The sequence below is a fragment of the Akkermansia muciniphila genome, from assembly GCF_040616545.1.
GTDB classification, from domain to species: domain Bacteria; phylum Verrucomicrobiota; class Verrucomicrobiia; order Verrucomicrobiales; family Akkermansiaceae; genus Akkermansia; species Akkermansia muciniphila_E.
In genome coordinates this window covers 2,262,704-2,281,992 of the sequence record NZ_CP156688.1, presented here as the reverse complement: position 1 = coordinate 2,281,992, position 19,289 = coordinate 2,262,704, and the positions used below count along the sequence as shown (strand labels likewise).

General features: G+C 57.3%; 17 protein-coding genes and 1 tRNA gene. 11 read left to right on the top strand and 7 right to left on the bottom strand.

Going from position 1 to position 19,289, the window contains the following annotated elements:
• Positions 1–25: 25 nt before the first annotated feature.
• The 7 genes from ABGM91_RS09330 to ABGM91_RS09300 all read right to left on the bottom strand — a co-directional run bounded on the left by ABGM91_RS09330 (position 26) and on the right by ABGM91_RS09300 (position 7,102).
• Positions 26–2,362: a polysaccharide biosynthesis tyrosine autokinase gene (locus ABGM91_RS09330; protein ID WP_354831749.1), complete on the bottom strand. Its 2,337-nt coding sequence runs from the start codon at positions 2,360–2,362 to the stop codon at positions 26–28.
• Positions 2,363–2,387: 25 nt separating this feature from the next.
• On the bottom strand, positions 2,388–3,179 hold the full coding sequence (locus tag ABGM91_RS09325) for a polysaccharide biosynthesis/export family protein (RefSeq protein WP_354831746.1): 792 nt from the start codon (positions 3,177–3,179) through the stop codon (positions 2,388–2,390).
• Between the two features lie 41 nt (positions 3,180–3,220).
• Positions 3,221–3,883 (bottom strand): sugar transferase, encoded by a 663-nt coding sequence (locus ABGM91_RS09320; RefSeq protein WP_354831743.1) that lies wholly within the window; start codon positions 3,881–3,883, stop codon positions 3,221–3,223.
• Between the two features lie 727 nt (positions 3,884–4,610).
• Complete coding sequence (locus ABGM91_RS09315; protein WP_354831741.1) at positions 4,611–5,261, bottom strand: NUDIX hydrolase; 651 nt, start codon at positions 5,259–5,261, stop codon at positions 4,611–4,613.
• A 210-nt stretch (positions 5,262–5,471) separates the two neighbouring features.
• Positions 5,472–6,113 (bottom strand): ElyC/SanA/YdcF family protein, encoded by a 642-nt coding sequence (locus ABGM91_RS09310; RefSeq protein WP_354831739.1) that lies wholly within the window; start codon positions 6,111–6,113, stop codon positions 5,472–5,474.
• Between the two features lie 376 nt (positions 6,114–6,489).
• Positions 6,490–6,572, bottom strand: a tRNA-Leu gene (locus tag ABGM91_RS09305).
• A 68-nt stretch (positions 6,573–6,640) separates the two neighbouring features.
• The gene (locus tag ABGM91_RS09300; RefSeq protein ID WP_354831737.1) at positions 6,641–7,102 is read right to left on the bottom strand and encodes a RidA family protein; all 462 of its coding nucleotides are present in this window, start codon (positions 7,100–7,102) and stop codon (positions 6,641–6,643) included.
• A gap of 156 nt (positions 7,103–7,258) precedes the next feature.
• Here ABGM91_RS09300 and ABGM91_RS09295 point away from each other — a divergent pair, with 156 nt between their 5' ends.
• From ABGM91_RS09295 to cydB, 11 genes are all read left to right on the top strand, one after another.
• Positions 7,259–8,914 carry a hypothetical protein gene (locus tag ABGM91_RS09295; RefSeq protein ID WP_354831735.1) on the top strand — a complete coding sequence of 552 codons (1,656 nt, stop codon included), beginning with the start codon at positions 7,259–7,261 and terminating at the stop codon, positions 8,912–8,914.
• 98 nt (positions 8,915–9,012) lie between these two features.
• Positions 9,013–9,522, top strand: coding sequence for a ferritin (locus ABGM91_RS09290; RefSeq protein WP_343206609.1), 510 nt, complete (start codon positions 9,013–9,015; stop codon positions 9,520–9,522).
• Positions 9,523–9,946: 424 nt separating this feature from the next.
• Entirely contained in the window at positions 9,947–10,450 is a 504-nt protein-coding gene (locus ABGM91_RS09285; RefSeq protein WP_354831733.1) for a hypothetical protein, read from the top strand.
• Positions 10,451–11,119: 669 nt separating this feature from the next.
• Positions 11,120–11,554, top strand: coding sequence for a MarR family transcriptional regulator (locus tag ABGM91_RS09280; RefSeq protein ID WP_215428716.1), 435 nt, complete (start codon positions 11,120–11,122; stop codon positions 11,552–11,554).
• A 397-nt stretch (positions 11,555–11,951) separates the two neighbouring features.
• Positions 11,952–13,175: a tryptophan synthase subunit beta gene (trpB, locus tag ABGM91_RS09275; RefSeq protein ID WP_215428717.1), complete on the top strand. Its 1,224-nt coding sequence runs from the start codon at positions 11,952–11,954 to the stop codon at positions 13,173–13,175.
• An 89-nt stretch (positions 13,176–13,264) separates the two neighbouring features.
• Entirely contained in the window at positions 13,265–14,203 is a 939-nt protein-coding gene (locus tag ABGM91_RS09270) for a phosphotransferase (protein ID WP_354831729.1), read from the top strand.
• Between the two features lie 19 nt (positions 14,204–14,222).
• On the top strand, positions 14,223–15,677 hold the full coding sequence (locus tag ABGM91_RS09265) for a hypothetical protein (RefSeq protein WP_354831726.1): 1,455 nt from the start codon (positions 14,223–14,225) through the stop codon (positions 15,675–15,677).
• 10 nt (positions 15,678–15,687) lie between these two features.
• Positions 15,688–16,143: a low molecular weight protein arginine phosphatase gene (locus ABGM91_RS09260; protein WP_354831723.1), complete on the top strand. Its 456-nt coding sequence runs from the start codon at positions 15,688–15,690 to the stop codon at positions 16,141–16,143.
• Positions 16,144–16,167: 24 nt separating this feature from the next.
• Complete coding sequence (locus tag ABGM91_RS09255; protein WP_354831720.1) at positions 16,168–16,638, top strand: L,D-transpeptidase; 471 nt, start codon at positions 16,168–16,170, stop codon at positions 16,636–16,638.
• Between the two features lie 152 nt (positions 16,639–16,790).
• Entirely contained in the window at positions 16,791–18,170 is a 1,380-nt protein-coding gene (locus ABGM91_RS09250) for a cytochrome ubiquinol oxidase subunit I (protein ID WP_354831717.1), read from the top strand.
• Positions 18,171–18,190: 20 nt separating this feature from the next.
• Complete coding sequence (gene cydB, locus ABGM91_RS09245) at positions 18,191–19,228, top strand: cytochrome d ubiquinol oxidase subunit II (protein ID WP_354831714.1); 1,038 nt, start codon at positions 18,191–18,193, stop codon at positions 19,226–19,228.
• Positions 19,229–19,289: the final 61 nt, after the last annotated feature.

Genomic DNA, 19,289 nt, shown 5'->3' with positions numbered 1-19,289 from the left:
GGAGAAAAGGGGCGGATCAACGGCTCTATCCCTCAGTTTCGGAATACTCGCTGTAATAATGAAAACGGGAATTTTTGAAATTCTCCGCATTGAGGATAAGGGCGACGGCACGGAATTCTCCCTTGTCCGCCAGCCCCTGAATGGCGGGAACGTACTGCTTCTCGATCATTCCGCACCTGACGACATAAAGAACCAGGTCCGCATGGCGCGCCATGAGGGAGGCATCCGCCACGGCCTCATAGGGGCAGCCGTCCAGGATGATGCGGTCATACCGGGCGCGCCAGTACCGGAGCAGCTCTTCAAAACGGCCCTGGGTCAGCAGCGCAACGGGGTTGGGGGGAACGGGGCCTGCGGTCACCAGGTCAAATCCCGGGAACTTCCTGCCGGATTGCAGGACGGAATCCGGAGAAGCCTGCGGATTCATCAGCAGGTGCACGAGGCCCCTGCTGTTCTTCCCTCCGTAAATGGCGGAAAGGGAGGCCTTGCGCAGGTCCCCGTCAATGAGGAGGACTTTTTTTCCGGTCTGGGCATACGCGGCGGCCAGGTTCAGGGCCGTAAACGTCTTCCCCTCTCCCGTCCTTGTGGACGTCAGGAACAGCACCCGGGAAGCTTCCTCCGGGTTGGGCAGCAGCATCAGTTCCGCATTATTGCGGAGAATGTGAAAGCATTCTTCCATCAGGGAGCGGCCATTCATGACCACCAGGGGCAGCTTCGCCCGCTCTTTTCTGGAAAGCAGGGGCAGCGCTCCTGCCAGCGGCAGGTCCGTCAGTCCGGCAAGGTCCTTCTTGTCCCGCACCTTCGTATTCAGGGCGCTTCCGGCCAGCAGGGCCAACAGGCTCACCAAAGCGCCCCCGGCCATGCCGCCCACCGTCATCAGGAACAGTTTGGGCGCTACGGGGGCATTGGAGCCGAACGCAGGTTCCAGAATCCGGGCGCTTGGTTCCGTGGTGGCCAGGGCCAGGGCGTTCTCCTCCCGCTTTTTCAGCAGCATCAGGTAAAGCTCCTCCATGACCTTCTGTTCCCGCAGAAGGGGGACCAGGCCTTCGTCCTTGGAGGCCATGTCCGACAAAAGACGGTTGAGTTCATCCCGCTCCTTTTCCAGTTCGCCCATCCTCACTTCCAGCGCATTGCAGTAATTGGCGATGGAACGGCCAATGGACTCGCGCATCTCCTTCATGTTCTCCGCCAGGGAGGAGACCATGGGGTTCTGCCTTCCCGCGCTGGCGAACAACTTTTTATGCTGGAGGAAATTGTCGTTGAAAAGTTCAATCTGCTTGGCAATTCCCGCATCCTGAATGCCAATGTTGGCGGGAATCATGTCCTGCTCCCGGCTCCGGTCCGCCAGCAGGCCGGCAAGCACCTTCACCTGGATCAGCTCCGTCCTGGTGGAAAAAAGTTCCGTCCCTATCTCCTGCACCCTGTGGAACGTGGCATCCAGCGTCGTGTTCATGTCCTTGACGATCCGGCTGTGGCGCTTGTAGTCAATCACCCGCTTGTCTACGCCGCCGAGCTGGCCGCCGAGCTTTCCAATGCGCTTGACGATGAAATCCTCCGCCCGTGAGGCGGCCAATTGCTTCTCCCGCCGGGAATGGTCGTTGTACACCTCAATAAGGTAATTCAGGGCGTCTTCCGCCTTCTGGGGATGGGAAAGCTTCAACGTCAGCTCCAGCAGGCTGCTTTCCTTGGAATCAGGCCGCGTTACGTTCAGCCGGCCCAGCATTCCGGCGGTGGCTTCCTTCACGGAAACGCGCTCCACGAAAATGGTCCTTCCCACGCTGCCGGAAGAAAAATAAGAAGTAGGGGATACCTTCACCGTGGCGAAGGAAAGCTTCAGCGGGACGCCGAATTTTCCATGCATGACGTTGTCCGCGCCCTCCTTCTCCCGGCAGGACAGGGAAAATTCCCGGCCGTTCAGCGGAGTAACCGCCAGGGAACAGGGCTGAAACTCCCCCTCCCCGCTGAACTCCGCTTTCAGGGGAGTGGTATGGTAAAGTTCCACTTTCCGGATATTCCGCTTTTCCCAGTACGAGACGTCGAGCCCCAGCCCCTTCACCACACGGCCCATCACCTCCGAGGATTTGACCACATAGCTCTCATTCGCAAGATTGGCCTCCCCCGCCTTGAATCCCAGGTCGGAAAGGATGATTTCCGAAACCTGGGCGTTCTTCTGCTTGTCATCCCTCAGCATGATGCGGGCGGTCTTCTGGTACAAATACCCCTGACGGGCGGCGATGGAATAAGCCAGCCCCCCGCCCAGCAGGGCGCACGCCAGAATCCAGGGCCAGCGCCTCCTGGCCGTGGAAAAAATGAACCGGAAGGAAAAAATATCGTTATCCTCAGGCTGTACAACTGAAACGGGCATGGAAGGAAAAATCAGATGAAGCGGCTTACAGGCTGATGGCGATGACGGCAATAAGCAGGGACAGGCCGGAAAGGCCCCAGGCGTAATACTGGGCGCTTTCGCTCCTCATGTTGATCTTGCGGTCTGACGGAGTGACATAAATAATATCATTCTGCCGGATGTAGTAATAAGGGGAGGAGAAAATGGACTTGCTGCGCAGGTCCAGCTTGACGATCTTCCGGTCGTGCTCCATTTCCCGGATCAGCATGATGTCCCGGTTGCCGTCTATATTCAAATCTCCCGCCCGGCTGATGGCGTCAAAAATGGTGACGCGCTGGCCGTCCACCTGGTAGGAGCCGGGATGATTCACTTCCCCCAGCACGGAAAACTTGAAATTCATGATCTGGACATTGACGGAAGCGTCCTTGATGTAATCACTGTTGCGGAGCTTCGCGGAAATGTCGTGGGCAAGCTGGGAGCATGTCTTCCGGGCCGCTTTCATCCTGCCGATGACCGGCAGGACAATGTATCCCTCGTCGTCAACCAGATACCCTTTGGGCCTCGAGTTGCCGGCGTTGTTGGAAATGGAATTGCCCATTTCCGCCATGATGAAGGGAGTAGTGAGTTCCGGCTGCTTGCTGCTGACGGAAATGTAAAGCTGATCGTCCTTTTGAATAGTCGTCTGGTACCTGGTGACTATGTTTTGCCGGGTCTCGCCCGTAATGTCCTGGATATAGAGGACCTCTTTGGGATTAACGCAGGAGGCCAGCAGCACGGCGCACACAGCCAGGGAGGCCAGCCGGAAGATTCCGGAAGAAAAAAGGGAGAAACGGTTCATGATCATGAGGTGCAGGAATATGGATTTAAACAAAAGGGCAGTCAGGACTCTTCCAGCTTGGACGGAAAGAACACGGGCATGGAAGGATCGTTCCTGACGAGAATGTTGCCCGATATGTTCCTGAAAGCGTCCTCGCACTGCCGGATGTCCTTGTGTGCCAGCAACCGGACCACGGTTTGAAAAACGATCCTGGCATCCATGAGGAAGGATACATTCCGGGCATAAACGATGTCATAGCACAGCCGCCTGTAAAACGGGATTCCGTTCCTCCCGTATACCTGGGCCATGCCGGTCAATCCGGGCCGGACGGAACAGCGCGCCATGCGGCAGCGGCCGGTGAAAACATCCAGTTGCTCCGGGATCCAGGGCCGGGGGCCTACAAGGGACATGTCTCCCTTGAGAATATTGATCAATTGGGGCAGTTCATCCAGGGAATAGCGGCGTAAAAAAGTTCCCAGCGGAAAACACCTCAAGTCATCCGGAAGCAGGAGTCCTTCCGCATCACGGGCATCCGTCATTGTCTTGAATTTAAAAACCCGGAACAATTCTCCGCGGTACCCGACGCGCACCTGGGAAAAAAACGGAGACTTTCGCGTATGAGCCAGGAGTATTATGGATATAACGGCCAGAAGAGGCGATACGATTACCAATGCCCACAAGGAAATAATAATATCCAATACTCGTTTTCCAAAAAATTGATACATGGTTCCGGCCGCAAACTACCGGATTTCAAATCCGTTCTTTCCACGTCCCAGTCAAAACGTTATTCATCAATGGTTATAAAACACTTGCATGATGATAAAATTATCCTCCATGACTGCTTATGGAAGCCCTTTTACCTTTACATGCAGCCACAAGTAACTGATCCGCATGAAAAAGTATTAATTTGCCATTGACGGCGGATTTGAAATCCGCACTTTTCATGAACGCAACAACAACAAAACGGAAAAGAGAAAAATATCTCCGTTCTTGAAAAAGGAAGCCGTTTTCCACTCTTACAGGAACAACCAGAATATTCCGGCTCCATTATTCCGCAGTGGTACAGAAACGCAATGGCAAAACAGGAAAATTAAGGGAAAGTAAACCGGAATTTCCGCGAGCCGGGAAATTCTTCCGGAAAAGAATGGCCTTCCGAAGAAATGCATTTAACGCTTCTTCAGGACATGCACCAAAAAGGGTATTCCTTCACGGATCAGAAACCGCCTGAACAGGCCTCAAGACAAAAACCGCGCCTCTAATGGAGCCAGAGGCGGAATGGCATTCCCTGCCGGAGTTGAACCGAGCCTTTGCCGTTGGAGAGACGGCCTTCCTGACCGCTAGAAGAAGGGAACGTTACAGCCGGAATAAAACAGTCTGCTTTTCACAAGCCGCTGGAACTGGCATAGCACTTTCCCGGAAAGAGTCAATGATTTTACCGTATATTTCCTCTTTTTAATCAAACACGGGGTTCCAGCAGGGATCTTCCGCTGCCTTAAAACACAGAAGCGCCTGTTCCGGGGTATTCTTTTCCAGAGCCATGGGAGGAAGCTCATCCCGGCCGAACCAGCGGCTTTCAGAGGTTTCCAGATTGGGGCGGAAGGAACCTCCTTTCTCTTCACATAATACAAAGATTTTACAGACCCCGTAGGCATAGGGAGGCGGATTGTGCCTGTTGCGGTCATGCAGGGCTACCAACCGTACCGCTTCCACTTCCAGTCCGGCTTCTTCCCGTACTTCCTTGACCGTATTATCCCGTACGGACTGGTTCACATCCACCCAGCCGCCCGGCAGGGACCACAAGCCGGAACCTTTTTCCTTCACCATCAAAATTTTACCTTCCCGGAAAATGGCCGCACGGGTATCCATTTTCGGCGTTTGAAATCCGGTTTCACTGCAAAACAATCCCCGGACTGTATCCATATCCAGCCCGGATTTGGCGCTCATGATTTCCGCGGCAATTTCCCTCAATCGTTCGAAACGTTCCAGATCATAGGGGTCTTTCGCATACGTTATCCCCGCCTGGGCCAGGAACTGAAGTTCTACCGCCCATTCCAGCCATTTGGGCGGCAGCGCGTTACTAATCGTTTCACCAGCGTCATCCATGCGTCCACTTTATCACGGGGGGCTGTTCCGGCGAACCTTATTTTCCATCCGGCGCCTTTCCCTGGCGGATTGTTCAATTAAGCCCTCTGGACCATTCCCCGCCCCCATGGCAGATTTCCCCGCATCACCTGCATGATTGATTCATCCAGTCTTTCATGGACCAGGGTACGGGCATTTCCCAGGTTTGCCGTTCCGCATGAAAAAGGCGCCTCATGACGAACAAGACCGCATGGGGCGTTGATCATTTTTCCCCTTTGCTTCCGGCAGCGCCACGGGTTCCCCCAGGAACCGGGGTTCACGCCTCCACAGCCACAAATCCAGCGTCATCCAGATGCGCGCCGCACGCTCCCTGAACCAGCTTTTAATGCGTGAACGGCGGTTGGGAACATCCGGTGCGCTGACGGCCCACGCTTCCATTCCCTCATGTCCGGCAATCGCCAGGGCGCGTTCATTGTGAAAGCCCTGGGAAACGACGATCATGGTTGAAACGCCAAAGACTTCTTTCATTCTCACGACGGAATCCAGCGTCCGCAGTCCCGCAAAGTCACACACAATCCGGTCCTCCGGGACGCCGCGCTCCACCAGGGCCCGCTTCATCCATTCCGGTTCATTGTAGGCGTGGGAGCTGTTGTCCCCGGAAACGACGAAAACCGCCGCCTTCCCGGCCTTCCAAAGTTCCGCCGCCGTATCCATTCTATTATAAAAATATCCGTTGGGGCCTCCCATGAACGTAGGGGAGCACCCCAGCACCAGCGCAGGAGCGCGAACGGGTACGTCTGCGGAGCGCTCAAAAATCCTGCCTTCGGAAGCGGAAAAAATGTACCACTCCGCTGCGGCGGACAATAAAACCATTCCCACAAGAACGCCGCCCGTTATCTTCAACGCCAGCAAGACCGTTCTTTTTCCCCTTCGGCATGAACTGTCCGGCTTTCCAAACCGGCATCTATTGAAAAACTTCATAAGCAGCATTCAGATTTTCCAGCCAGGAATTACCTGCTTTTCCCACTTTCCATTCTTTGTCCGGGCACTCTTTTCACCCAGCGTCTTTCATTGTTTCCCGCATCATAAGCGGAACAATGGAACATAACCAACTTTATTTCTTCTTCAAAAGGGGGTTCAGAAGTTACTGGGGCAGCCACTCAAAAATCCTGATGGAATGCCATGAACAAAAAAGCCCGCTGGCAGCGGGCTTTTATCTACATAGATTTGTAATTTGTATTTAGCGGAGTACCCCCGACCGGACTCGAACCGGTACGTCCTTGCGGACAACAGATTTTAAGTCTGCAGCGTCTACCATTCCGCCACGAGGGCATTTACCGGACGGCACTCTACAGGAATGCCACAGGGATTCAAGCACGAATCCCTGTGGCCTTTAAATCCTAGCCGCAAACTTCCACGACCATGCTGATTTCCACCGCTACGTTGAGCGGAAGCGCGGACACACCTACGGCGGTGCGGCTGTGGCGCCCTATTTCACCGAAGGCTTCCACCAGCAGGTCGGACGCTCCGTTGAGCACCCTGGGATGGTCGTAAAAATCGGGGCCGGCATTCACAAAGCCATTCACGGCCACAATGCGGGAGACTTTTTCCAGGGAGCCCACCGCCTGGATAATGACCGCCAGGCGGTTCAGGATGGCGGCGCGCGCGGCGGCCTGCCCTTCTTCCACGGTTAAATCCTGCCCCACCTTGCCGAAGTATTTGTCCTCACCGTTGACGGAGATGCCGCCGGAGAGGTGAAGCAGGTTTCCCGTGTGCACGCACTGCACGTAGGAGCCTACGGGAGCGGGGGCATCATAGATGGCATAACCAAGGTCGGAAAGGCGTTGACGTATTTTATCCATAATCTAGAGAATTTGACAAAGGTTGGATTTGAAGAACGCACCGGGATTATTTGCATTTCCAGATGCATTTCATGACATTTTGAACAATTTTCAGCCTGTTTGCACGTAAAATGATTGCCATCTACCTCATTTAGTTGCTATTGAAACAACCCGTACATGATGACCGACGAAACTCCTTCCACAGACCCCAAGCAGCAAATTCCGGATCTTTCCGGCTTGGCCGATTTCCAATTCGGTCCGGCCTGGGCAAGACCGGGTGCCCGGCAGGAACGTGCCGCGTCTTATCCGGAACGCAGGTCCGGAGACAGGCAGGGAGGCGACCGCCGGCCGCGGCGGGACAGCCGTGAAGGAAGGCAGCCCCGCGGGGAACGCCGTTTTGACGGTCAGAGTGGCGAAAGAAGATTCAACCGGGATGACCGCACCCGCGGTTCCTTCCGCCCGCGGCGCGACGGAGACCGCCGGGAAGAAGCCCCCCGCCCCCCGATGCCGGAACCCGCAGAAGGCCTGCGCGTGGAGCTGCGCCCCGTGGATTCCGGCCTGGCCGCCCTGCACCAGGAAGTGCAGAAACACCGCCGCACCATCTCCCTGCTGGACCTGGCCAAGGTAGTCATGGGCGCCTATGACCGTTACGACCTGGTGTTCATGAAGCAGGAGAACGGCCCGGACCTGTACCACTGCAAGCACGGCGACGGAGCCTGCTTCATTTCCCGCCAGGAGGCCGTCAAGCATCTCTGGCAGTCTTCCTGGATGCCCAAGTATTATGAATCCGTGGAACAGGAAGTGGAAGCGCCCAAGGGAGATTTCAAGGCGATTGCCAAGTGCTCCCTGAATAATGAACTGGTGGGCCCCGTCAACTGGCACGGCTACCAGTCCGCCCTGATGAACCTGCACCGCACCAAGTTCGCCAACATGCCTTTTGAGGCGTTCCGCTCCAAGATCGTGACGGACAAGAGCGAAGAAGCCGTACAGGCCTGGCAGGACGCCGTCTCCAAGCGCACCGCCTGGAAGCCCGTGCGAGAAGGGGCCGCCGAGGTACTTCTGGAATCCCCCGCCGCCGTAGAGCAGGATTTTGAGTCCAACCATTTTGAGGATTGCTATGACGTCACGGACAAGGTGTTCGTCAACGGAGCCGTGAAGAAGAACCATCTTTCCCCCGGCCTGTGGGCGCACCTGGTCCAATTGTCCGGCACCACGCGCCGCCACCCCAGCATGCTGATCCCAAACCTCTGCCACGGGCTGGCGCGCCACCACATGCCCATTTTCAAATGGAAGGGCAACCATTACACCGGTCCGGCGCGTCCCAAGGCCATGGAGGAAGGCACCGTCCTGTCTGATTCCCTGATGTCCATCGCCACCTGGGCGGCCAGCAATCCGGGCAAGGGCGTGGACGCCATGCTGAAGGAGCTGGCTCCCGTTCCGGACCCGGAAAAAGCCACGGAAGAAGAAATGGCCCAGGCTACGGAAAAACAGCAGAATCTGGTCCGCGACCTGTTCTGGCTGTCCGAACAGGGGTACATTCTGGTTTTCTCCAACAACACCGTCAGCCGTCCGAAGGCCGTTCCGGCCCAGGCCCCCTCTCCCAAGAAGGCCGCCAAGGACAAGCAGAAAACGGAACAGAAACCGCAGGACAAGCCCGCGGAAGCCGCCGCAGAGCAGAAGGCCGATATTCCTTCTTCCGAACCTCCGGCAGCCAAGGAGGAACCGGCTGAACAAACTGACACAATAGCGGAACCCGCAGAAGCTCCCGCCGCTCCCGCGGAGGAAGAGGTTCCTGCGGAAAATGTTCCGGAGGCCGCCGCGGTAAAAGCCTGACGCGTTTCCCGAATTTCCCCGTCATACAGTCCGCAGGATTATCTTGATTCTGCGGACTTTGTCTTGTAGAAGAGAAGGAAATCAACAGGATTTTACATATGATCAGTACAACAATGGCAACCGCTCTTAATGAGCAAATCAAATGGGAAATGTATTCAGCCAACCTTTATCTGGCCATGTCCGCGTACCTGCAGGACGCCGGCCTGACGGGGTTTGCCCACTGGATGCGCGTCCAGTACCAGGAAGAAACCGCCCATGCCTTGAAATTTTACGATTTCCTGCTGGCTCGCGGAGGCCAGTTTACCATGCTGTCCATAGACGCTCCGGCCGCGAGCTGGTCCAACATTCTGGAAATGTTTGAAGAAACGCTGACCCACGAACAGGAAGTCACGCGCCGCATCAATGACCTGGTCCGCCTCGCCAAGGAGGAAAAGGACTTCGCTACGGATATTTTCCTTCACTGGTTTGTCAGTGAACAGGTGGAAGAAGAAGAAACCGTCAAGGACATCATCAGCAAACTGCGCATGATCAAGGGAGAAGGCCAGGGAATGCTGATGATGGACAAGGAGCTGGGCGCCCGCATCTTTACGCCTCCCCCCGCCAATTAACTCCTTCAGCCGCTTTCCCGGCCATTCTCCGGCATGTTTTTCCCATGAAAACGCTTTTCCGGAGAATGGCCGGCAGAATAGTCCGGTGATCAGGGGCGTATGGACATCAAGATAAGAGAGGATGCCGTTCCCGGGTTCATACATGTTGGAGAAAACGCGGCGCCCCCTATCCTTCCATATTTCCTCACGAATATGCCTGCGTCACGGCACAGGCTTTTTCGCCATAGGGTAGTACACGGGAAATGGAACAGGACGCCTGCTTTTGGATGAAGTCAAACGCTGGGCAGATCATGAAACCTGAAATACCCGGCACTCATGGTATTGGAGAATAACGGCATCGGCAGAAGGGTTTACGAGCGTAAACATTTGATAATAGCATCCCGGACAATGCGCCTGGGATATATACTGACTTTTTATTGTAAAAATGAATGATTTTGAAACAGCCCTGGTGAGCCCGGAGAAAAACAGCCTCATTCCGGAGGAGGACAACTGGTTCGGCCCCCTCGTCGGGACCTGGGATATTGAATGGGTGGACGGGCACGGCACGGAGCACGAACGCCACGTGAAAGGGGAATGGATTTTTTCATGGATTCTGGAAGGCATGGCCGTTCAGGATGTGTTCATCTGCCCTTCCCGGGAGGCCCGGAATATCAAAACATACCCGGACGCCGCCTACGGCACGACGATCAGAATTTACAATCCCCAGCACCGCACATGGGACATTTTTTACGGTGCGGCCGGAGAAGCCACGCGGCTGGAAGCGAGAAAGGAAGGCAGCCACATTGTCCTGACGGAAATTACCGGGCAAAAGATGAAATGGATTTTTTCCGAACTTACGGAAAATACGTTCCATTGGAGAAATATGGCCACGGAGGACGGGACGCATTGGTTCCTCCAAGGGGAAGCGTTCGCCTCCAGACGCATCTAGAACACGTTTGTTCACCGGGCATGATTCAATGCCGTCTTTCCCCTTTCCGCGCCCTTCCAGGCCCGTTTAAAGGGGGTTTTCGTCTTTACGCCTTGTCCACGGCACGTGAAGCGGTCCGCCGTAAAAACGTGCCATGGCCGCTGATGCCCGGCAGGCATCCATAAAAACTTCCCAGGAGGGAGATACTGCTCCCCTCTTTTCCGGCACTCCGGCACCGATGGAAAGGCCTCTTTCCAAAGGCGGCAGCATCCCTTTTTGCCTGCCGCCCAGCCTTATAAAACTTTCTTGAAACAGGGCGCCATTTCCCATGGAGAGCCCTTGCATGAGGCCTCTTTCCGGTCCGGGCTTGTCATACTGGCGCGCCCTTTTATGCCAGATTTATGCCGGTTTCCCGGCAGTTCCGGAAAAGACTTTCATTCATCAACAGCTTACGCCTATTTTTAACATGTTATTCACATTCTATCTTCAAAATACAACCATTCTATTAACAATCAACATATTGTATTCCAAATACCATCAAAAGGCTTATTATCTGCAAATGTAAAATTTTAATAAAAATTTATATTTTTGACTTGCCCGAGGAAGGTCCCGGCGGTAGGTTGGCCGAACCGCCGCCAAGCCTGCGGACGGCACCGTCATCAAACCTACCCCCCGACATTCACAACGACCATGAGCTCCATTTCCGAAGAAGCAAACAAGCTGGCGGATTTCATCCTGTTCACGCAGCGTTCCTGCATTCTGAATCTTTCTTCAGAATTGAATGAGGGCAAGGTTTCCTACCCCCAGTTTTTCCTGCTGACTTACCTGGCCAGCGAGGATTTTCTGAGCATGTCCAGCATTGCCCAGAAAATGGGGCATTCCACCGCGGCGGCCACCGGCATGGTGGACAAGCTTCAGGAGATGGGCTACCTGAAGCGCATGAGCGCGGCCAAGGACCGCCGCAAGATCATGGTCGCCATCACCCAGGAGGGGCGCGACCTGGTGGACCGCATGCGCCAGAACATCGTCCGGGACCTGGCCGCCCTGATGGCCGGAGCAGATCCGGACGCACGCCAGACGCTTGCCGATACCGGAAAGTCCATTAAAAAGCGCCGTCTGGCCTGATTTCAGGCTTTCATTGGTTCTTCACCGGGAAAAGGCAGCCGGTTTTTACTGGTTCAGGCGCCCTTTTTTATCAGTTCTCCGGCGTTTAATTGTTTTTTCCAGTTGCCGCAAGGACTTGCGGCGCTCCGGATGGTATCCGGTTCACGGTGTTTACACGGGCCGGGGTCCCTTGTTCCGACTGTGCTTCCATCAGAAGCTACGGCGGAAGGCCGGCATCCCGCGGCTTGAACAAAAACAGCCAGCCGGAAGCGGAGGCCCACGACCTTTGATGCCTGAATTTCTTCCGCAGCGCGGCAGAGGGAAAATTCACCCTTCCTAAAAAGACTTCCGGAGGAGATTGTTTTTGCCTGAATTGGGGCGGCATGCTAAATACTGTCAGTCACGAATGCAATAGACCATGGATCTCCATACTTATTTACGCAATTTTCCGGACGCCCAGGGCCGCTTTGGCGAATATGGCGGCGTTTACCTGCCGGACGAGCTTGTTCCCGCTTTTGAAGAAATTACGGAAGCCTACCAGACGATCGCCCATTCCGCGCAGTTTATTAATGAACTGCGCCGCATCCGCAAGCAGTTCCAGGGCCGTCCCACTCCGGTTTACCATTGCGAGCGCCTTTCCCGCCACCTGGGAACCTCCCAGATTTATCTGAAGCGGGAAGACCTGAACCATACGGGCGCCCACAAGCTGAACCACTGCATGGGGGAAGGCCTTCTTGCCAAGTACATGGGCAAGAAGCGCATTATTGCGGAAACGGGCGCCGGGCAGCACGGCGTGGCGCTGGCTACGGCCGCCGCCTTTTTCGGCCTGGAATGCGAGGTTCACATGGGCGCGGTGGATATTGCCAAGCAGGCTCCCAACGTCACGCGCATGAAGATTCTGGGCGCCAAGGTGGTGCCCGTCACGCACGGCCTCCAGAGCCTGAAGGAGGCCGTGGATTCCGCCTTTGATTCCTACCTGAACAATTACAAGGATTCCATTTACTGCATCGGTTCCGTGGTGGGTCCGCACCCCTTCCCTCAAATGGTGCGCGATTTCCAGATGTGCATTGGCGTGGAGGCCCGGGAACAGTTCCTGGAAATGACGGGACTTCTTCCGGACGCGGTGTGCGCCTGCGTGGGCGGCGGCAGCAATTCCATGGGCATGTTCACCGCCTTCCTGGGAGACCCGCTGGACATTTACGGCGTGGAACCGCTCGGCAAGGGGCCCACGCTCGGGGATCATTCCGCTTCCATTTCCTACGGGAGCAAGGGCGTCCTGCACGGGTTCGAGAGCATCATGCTTCAGGATGAGGACGGCAATCCCGGTCCGGTCCATTCCGTGGCCAGCGGGCTGGATTATCCTTCCGTGGGGCCGGAACACGCCTACCTGCACGACATCGGCCGCGTGAATTACGTCACCGCTACGGATGAAGAAGCCGTGGACGCCTTTTTCAAGCTTTCCCGTTATGAAGGGATTATTCCCGCTCTGGAAAGCTCCCATGCCATTGCCTACGCCATGAAGTGGGCCCGGGAAAACAGGGGAGGCGCCATCCTGGTCAACTGCTCCGGCCGCGGAGACAAGGACGTGGATTACGTCGTGGAGCATTACGGCTACGGGGAAGACCGCCAGTTCCCCGCCTGATTCCATCCCGTACCTCATTTTCAGCGGACGGAGAACGTCCCAACCCTCCGTCCGCTCCCTTCCGCAAGGCCCCACTGCCACGCCCTTTCATGAAAGAACTGTCCAGCCTGGTTCAACGGAGTTTTCACGCCGTTCCGCGGGAAGAAGATTTCCAGACCCTGGCTCTGGGGGCGTCCGGGCGCACCATTGTCCGCATCCGGCTTGACGGCCGCACCTGCATAGGCATCCGCTGGGGCAATGACCGCGCGGATAACGACTCCTTTATTCCCGCGGCCCGGCACCTGCGCGCCCATGGCGTCAGCGTGCCGGAGATTTACGATTATGAACCGCTCGGCCCCGGCTGCGGCGCCGCCCTGGTAGAGGACCTGGGGGATGCCAATCTTCTGGGCTTCCGGGGGGAACCCTGGCCCACCCTGCGCCTGCGCTACATCCGGGCCATGGAACAGCTCCATCTGCTTCATGACTGCCCGTTCCCGGAGGATTTTTCTCTTCAGCCCGCTTTTGACGAGGCCCTGTACCACTGGGAGCAGGCCTATTTTGCGGAACATTTGCTGGGAACCCATCTCGGAATGGAGACGGCCCCCTTCCTGAACCATCCGGCCCTGAAAGAACTGGCGCAGTTCCTGGCCTCCCTTCCTGCACGCCCCGTCCACCGGGACAGCCAGTCCCAGAACGTGCATATCCACGCCGGAAAGACGTGGCTGATTGATTTCCAGGGCATGCGCGGCGGCCGCCCGGAGTATGACCTGGCTTCCCTGGTTTATGACGGTTATGCCCATCTGTCCCCCGCACAGGCGCAGGAGCTGCTCCGGGAGTGGGAAAGGATTACCGGCCACCCCCTGGACGAGCGCATTTTCCGGGCATGCGCCCTGCAGCGGGTCATGCAGATGCTGGGGGCCTACGCCAACATCGGCCACAACCAGGGGAAAACCTGGTACCTCGCCCAGATTCCCGCCGGGCTGGAACACCTCCGGAGGCTTCTGCCCGGCTCCACGCTTGCAGAACCGCTGGCGGCCATGTTAGTATGATTTTTCATTCCGTACCCTGATGACGCTGACTCCCAGATTCCTGCTTGTTCTGTCCCTGTTCCAGATTTCCCTGGGCCTGGGCTGGATTCTGGGATACGTGTTTCTCCCCCCCACCGTTTTTTGTTATGAATGGGCGGCGGAACGTTCCCTGGCCGGAGAGTACCGGCATGTGCATCCGGAAGGACTGAATGCGGAAGACAGCATCGTCCTCCAGCCTTACGATTATTTCAACAACGGGCAGACGGCCCAGCTTCCCGTGGTTTCCCTTCACCGGGAATCCTCCCTGAACAGCTTTGCCACGTATCCGCCCAACCCCATGGATTACACGGTGCTGTTCCGCCACCTGTACGAGCAGGGGGCCAAGAATGTTTACGTGATGGCCCCCCTGGCCTGGGACGAGGAGCCGGACAGCATCGTGAAAGCCGCCGTGGGATATGAGCTGGACCGCTTTCCCCACAAGGCCCTGGGGCGGCAGATGAGCGAGTCCTCCCGCCACGCGCCGCTGCCGCCGGACTGGAAGAAGCTGGCCGTTCCCGCCGCCAACATTGTCGGGAAGGCGGACCGCTTTCCGCGTGCGGACAGACTGGTGGGAGAATCCCCCCAACTGGTGACGGCGGCACGCACCCTGGGCACCATTGTGGAAAATAATGAACTGTTTTCCCCTGCCCCGGAAGACCGGGTGTCTCCCCCTCTTTTTGTCCGCTGGGGCGGGGACATCATCCCCACCCTGCCGCTGGTCGCCGCCCTGAATGCGCTGGACCTGAAGCCCGGCGACGTGAAAATCATCCCGGGAGAAACCCTTTTCCTGGGCAATAAGCGCTCCATCCCACTGGACGAGTACGGCCGCATTCCGCTGGCGGAGCACAGCAGCCCCACCATGCTGGACACGAAGGAGGTGATCGTTCCCGTCATGTCCGGCCTGCGCCCGCCGGATACCACCGCCGTCAGAAAACTGCTTTCCTCCGCGGACGCGGTCATCGTTTCCGAGCCCTCCGCCCTTTCCGAGACTCCGGACGCGCAGGCCCTCCTGTCCGCCCAAACCATCCGCAGCATCATGGGCTCCCTGGCTCCGGCCCCTCCCGTCCTGATTCCGGCGGCTCCGGCCTGGGTGCAGTGGGTCATCGTGCTGGATGTCCTGCTCCTGGCCGTATGGGCCCTGCGTTTCCAGCGCCGCGGCCGCTTCATCATCTGGGGCCTCTGCATGCTGGCGGCTCCGGTTATCGCGTGGTACCTGTTCTCCGTGCATGATACCTGGTTCCCCGTCATGACACCCGTCACGGGGGTGCTGTGCGTAGCCCTGGCGGGGTGCCTGTTCCCGTGGCTCACGCCTCCCTCCGGTAATGCGGATGAAGAAGAGGAGGAAGACGGCGGAACGCCCCCCGCGGACGGCAGCGGAGCGGGCCACGTTCTCCCTCCGGACAACCTGTACCAGGAACCCAACGAGGTGCCTATCCCCCATCATTCCAAAAGATAACATCCCTCCCATGACACAGCGCAAACACATCCTTTTCATCTGCACCGGCAACACGTGCCGCAGCCCCATGGCGGAAGGCCTTTTCCGCAAGCTCTCCGCCGGCCACCCGGAATGGAAGGCCGGTTCCGCAGGAACCTCCGCATGGCACGGGCAGGAGGCCAGCCCGGAAACGCTCCACGTGCTGGAGGCGCACGGCGTCAACCTGTCCTGCCATGAAAGCCGCCCCGTCACGGATGAACTGATGGAGAACGCCACAGCCGTTTATGCCATGACGGAGAGCCACCTGGCCGCGCTGCTTGCCAATTTTCCCGAGCATGCGGATAAAATCAGGCTGGTCACCTGCTATACGGACAACCGCAACATTGCAGACCCGATCGGCTGCGGACAGGCCGCCTACAACAGCGTGGCGTGGCAGTTGACAGCCGCCATCCAGGCCATCATTGCCCGGATGGAGCAGGAGGCCTGACCATTCTTTCTCCTTTTTTCCGCCGTGTCCGCTCCTTCCATACGCATTGACCTGTCCCGGCAGGAGCTGGCGCTGGAAGCATCCGGAAAAGTGCTGTTCCGGTGCCCCGTTTCCAGCGGAAAAGCGGGAACGGGGTTTGAAGAGGGCTCCGGAAAAACGCCCACGGGCCGTTTCCGCATCTGCCGGAAAATAGGAGACGGGGAACCGGAGGATACCATTTTCCTCTCACGCCTTCCGGCCGGCCGCTACCCCGGCGCCATTCCGGAGGGCCTGGACGAACATTCTGACCTCATCCTGTCGCGCATCCTGTGGCTGGACGGCCTGGAGCCGGAAAACGCCAATACGCGGGAACGCTACATCTACATCCACGGCACCAACCATCCGGAACTTCTGGGAACGCCGGAATCCCACGGCTGCATCCGCCTTTCCCCCGCGGACATGCTGGCCCTTTTTGGCCTGGTGGAAGAGGGGACTCCCGTGTTCATCCTGCTCTAAACCATTCTTTTTTAGAGATAATCTAAAAAAGTTATTGGGCAAAACGGAAAATAATTGAACAAAGGAGCGTTTGGGATGTATAAATCATGAAGGTACCGGAATTTGGCTGCCGGCATCTTGTTCCATTAAAAACCACTCATCCCCAATCAATCATGGACGATCCGGTCTTATTATCCCGTATTCAATTCGCTCTCACCATCATGTTCCACTACATCTTTCCGCCGATGACCATCGGCCTGGGGGTGGTTCTGGTGGCTTTGGAAGGCCTCTGGCTGAAAACGAAGAACGAGCTTTACCACAAGCAGGCCAAGTTCTGGACCAAGATTTTCGGCATCATCTTCGCCCTGGGGGTGGCCTCCGGCATTGTGATGGAATTCCAGTTCGGCACCAACTGGGCGGATTATTCCCGCTGCGTGGGCGATATTTTCGGCAGCCCCCTCGCGGCGGAAGGCATTTTCGCCTTCTTCCTGGAATCCGGCTTCCTGGCCATCCTGCTCTTCGGCTGGGACAAGGTAGGGCCCAAAATGCACTTCTTCTCCTCCTGCATGGTCGCCCTGGGCGCCCATTTCAGCGCCATCTGGATCATCGTGGCCAATTCCTGGATGCAGACTCCCGCCGGGTACAAGCTGGTGGAGGTGAACGGAAAAATCCAGGCCCACATCACCAGCTTCTATGACGTGGTCTTCAACCCCTCCACCGTGGACCGCCTGACGCACGCGCTGGCCGGCTGCTGGCTGGCGGGGGCCACGCTCGTCCTCAGCGTTTCCGCCTGGTACATCCTGAAAAAACGTTTTACCGGAGGGGCTGAAAAGAGCTTCAAGGTAGCCCTGGTCATCGGCCTCATCGGCGTGGTGGGCATGGGCATCACGGGAGACTCCAGCGGTAGGGAAGTCGCCATCCACCAGCCCGCCAAATTCGCCGCCATGGAAGGCGTGATGGAAACGGGCGCCCCCCTGCCCCTCCACCTCGTCGGCTGGATGAACCCGTCCACCCATGAAGTCACGGGCATCTCCATCCCGTACCTGCTGACCTTCCTGACCCATCACGACCTGGATACGCCCATTACGGGCATGAATGACATTCCGCAGGACGAACGCCCGCCCATCCTGCCCGTCTTTTACTCCTTCCACATCATGATCCTGATCGGCTGCGCGCTGGCCGCGCTGTTCCTGGTGGGAATATGGGGCTGGAAAAAGGGCTGGCTTTTCCAGAAGCGCTGGCTTCTCTGGTGCTTCGTCTTCTCCGTGCTGGGCCCCCAGATCGCCAACCAGGTGGGCTGGGCCGTGGCTGAAATGGGCCGCCAGCCGTGGATTGTGTACGGCATCCTGAGGACGGAACATGCCGTCTCCCCCACCCTTACTCCGGCGGAAGCCCTTTCCTCCCTCGGCATGTTCGGCGTGATTTACACCCTGCTGCTGGCCCTCTTCCTCTATCAGATCACCCATAAAATCCGCAAGGGCCCGGACCAGGAAGCGGAAGAAGACGACGGAACCGGGGAAGGCAAGCTCCAGGTTCCCTTCATTAAAGACTAATCCCCCACCCCGTTAAAACCATGTTGGACAATCTCACTCTCACAGACCTGCAAATCATCTGGTTCATCCTCGTCGGCGTGCTCTTTTCCGGCTACGCCATCCTGGACGGCTTTGACCTGGGAACAGGAACCCTTCAGCTTTTCATCAAGGGAGATGAAAACAGAAGGCTCACGCTGAACGCCGTCGGCCCCGTGTGGGACGGCAATGAAGTCTGGCTCATCACGGGCGGGGGCGCCCTCTTCGCCGCCTTCCCGTACGTGTACGCCTCCGTTTTCTCCGGGTTTTACCTGGCCTTCATGCTTCTGCTGCTGACCCTGATCTTCCGGGCCGTCTCCATTGAATTCCGGAGCAAGCAGCCCATGAGGTGGTGGCGCAGGGGGTGGGACACCACCTTCTCCATCAGCAGCCTCCTGGCCGCCCTCCTCATCGGCGTAGCCATGGGGAACGTGACCAAGGGCATCCCGCTGGACGACCAGGGCAATTTCACGGGAACCTTCCTCAGCCTGCTGAACCCCTATGCCGTTCTCCTGGGGCTGACGACGGTGGCCCTGTTCGCCATGCACGGCGGCATTTTCCTGCTGATGAAAACGCAGGGGAATCTTCAGGATCAAATTAAAAAACTGCTCAAGCCCTGGATCATCATCTTCACGATTCTGATCATTCTTCACGGAGCGGCCACCCTGCTGTACGTGCCGCACGTAGCGGCGGCCCTGGAACGCTCCCCCTGGATTTACGGCATCGCGGCCCTGGCGGTCATTTCCATCACGGCCATCTGGATCTTCATCCACAGGAACCGTCCGGGCTGGGCCTTCATCGCCTCCTGCTCCACGATGGGCTGCATGATGGCCCTCTTCGGGGCGGCCATGTTCCCCAACCTGCTGTACTCCATGCCCAATCCGGAGAACTCCCTGACGCTCGTCAACGGCTCCTCCACGCGGGAAAGCCTGGTGGTGATGACGTACATCGCCATCCTGGGCGTACCGCTCGTGCTGGCCTACTCCGCCGCCATTTACTGGGTCTTCCGCGGGAAGGTCCAGCTTAACGAACACAGCTATTAATGCCCTGCGGGCAGAGAATAGCGGCCAGTGAACAGATAACAGTTTTAAATCCCGCCCTTCT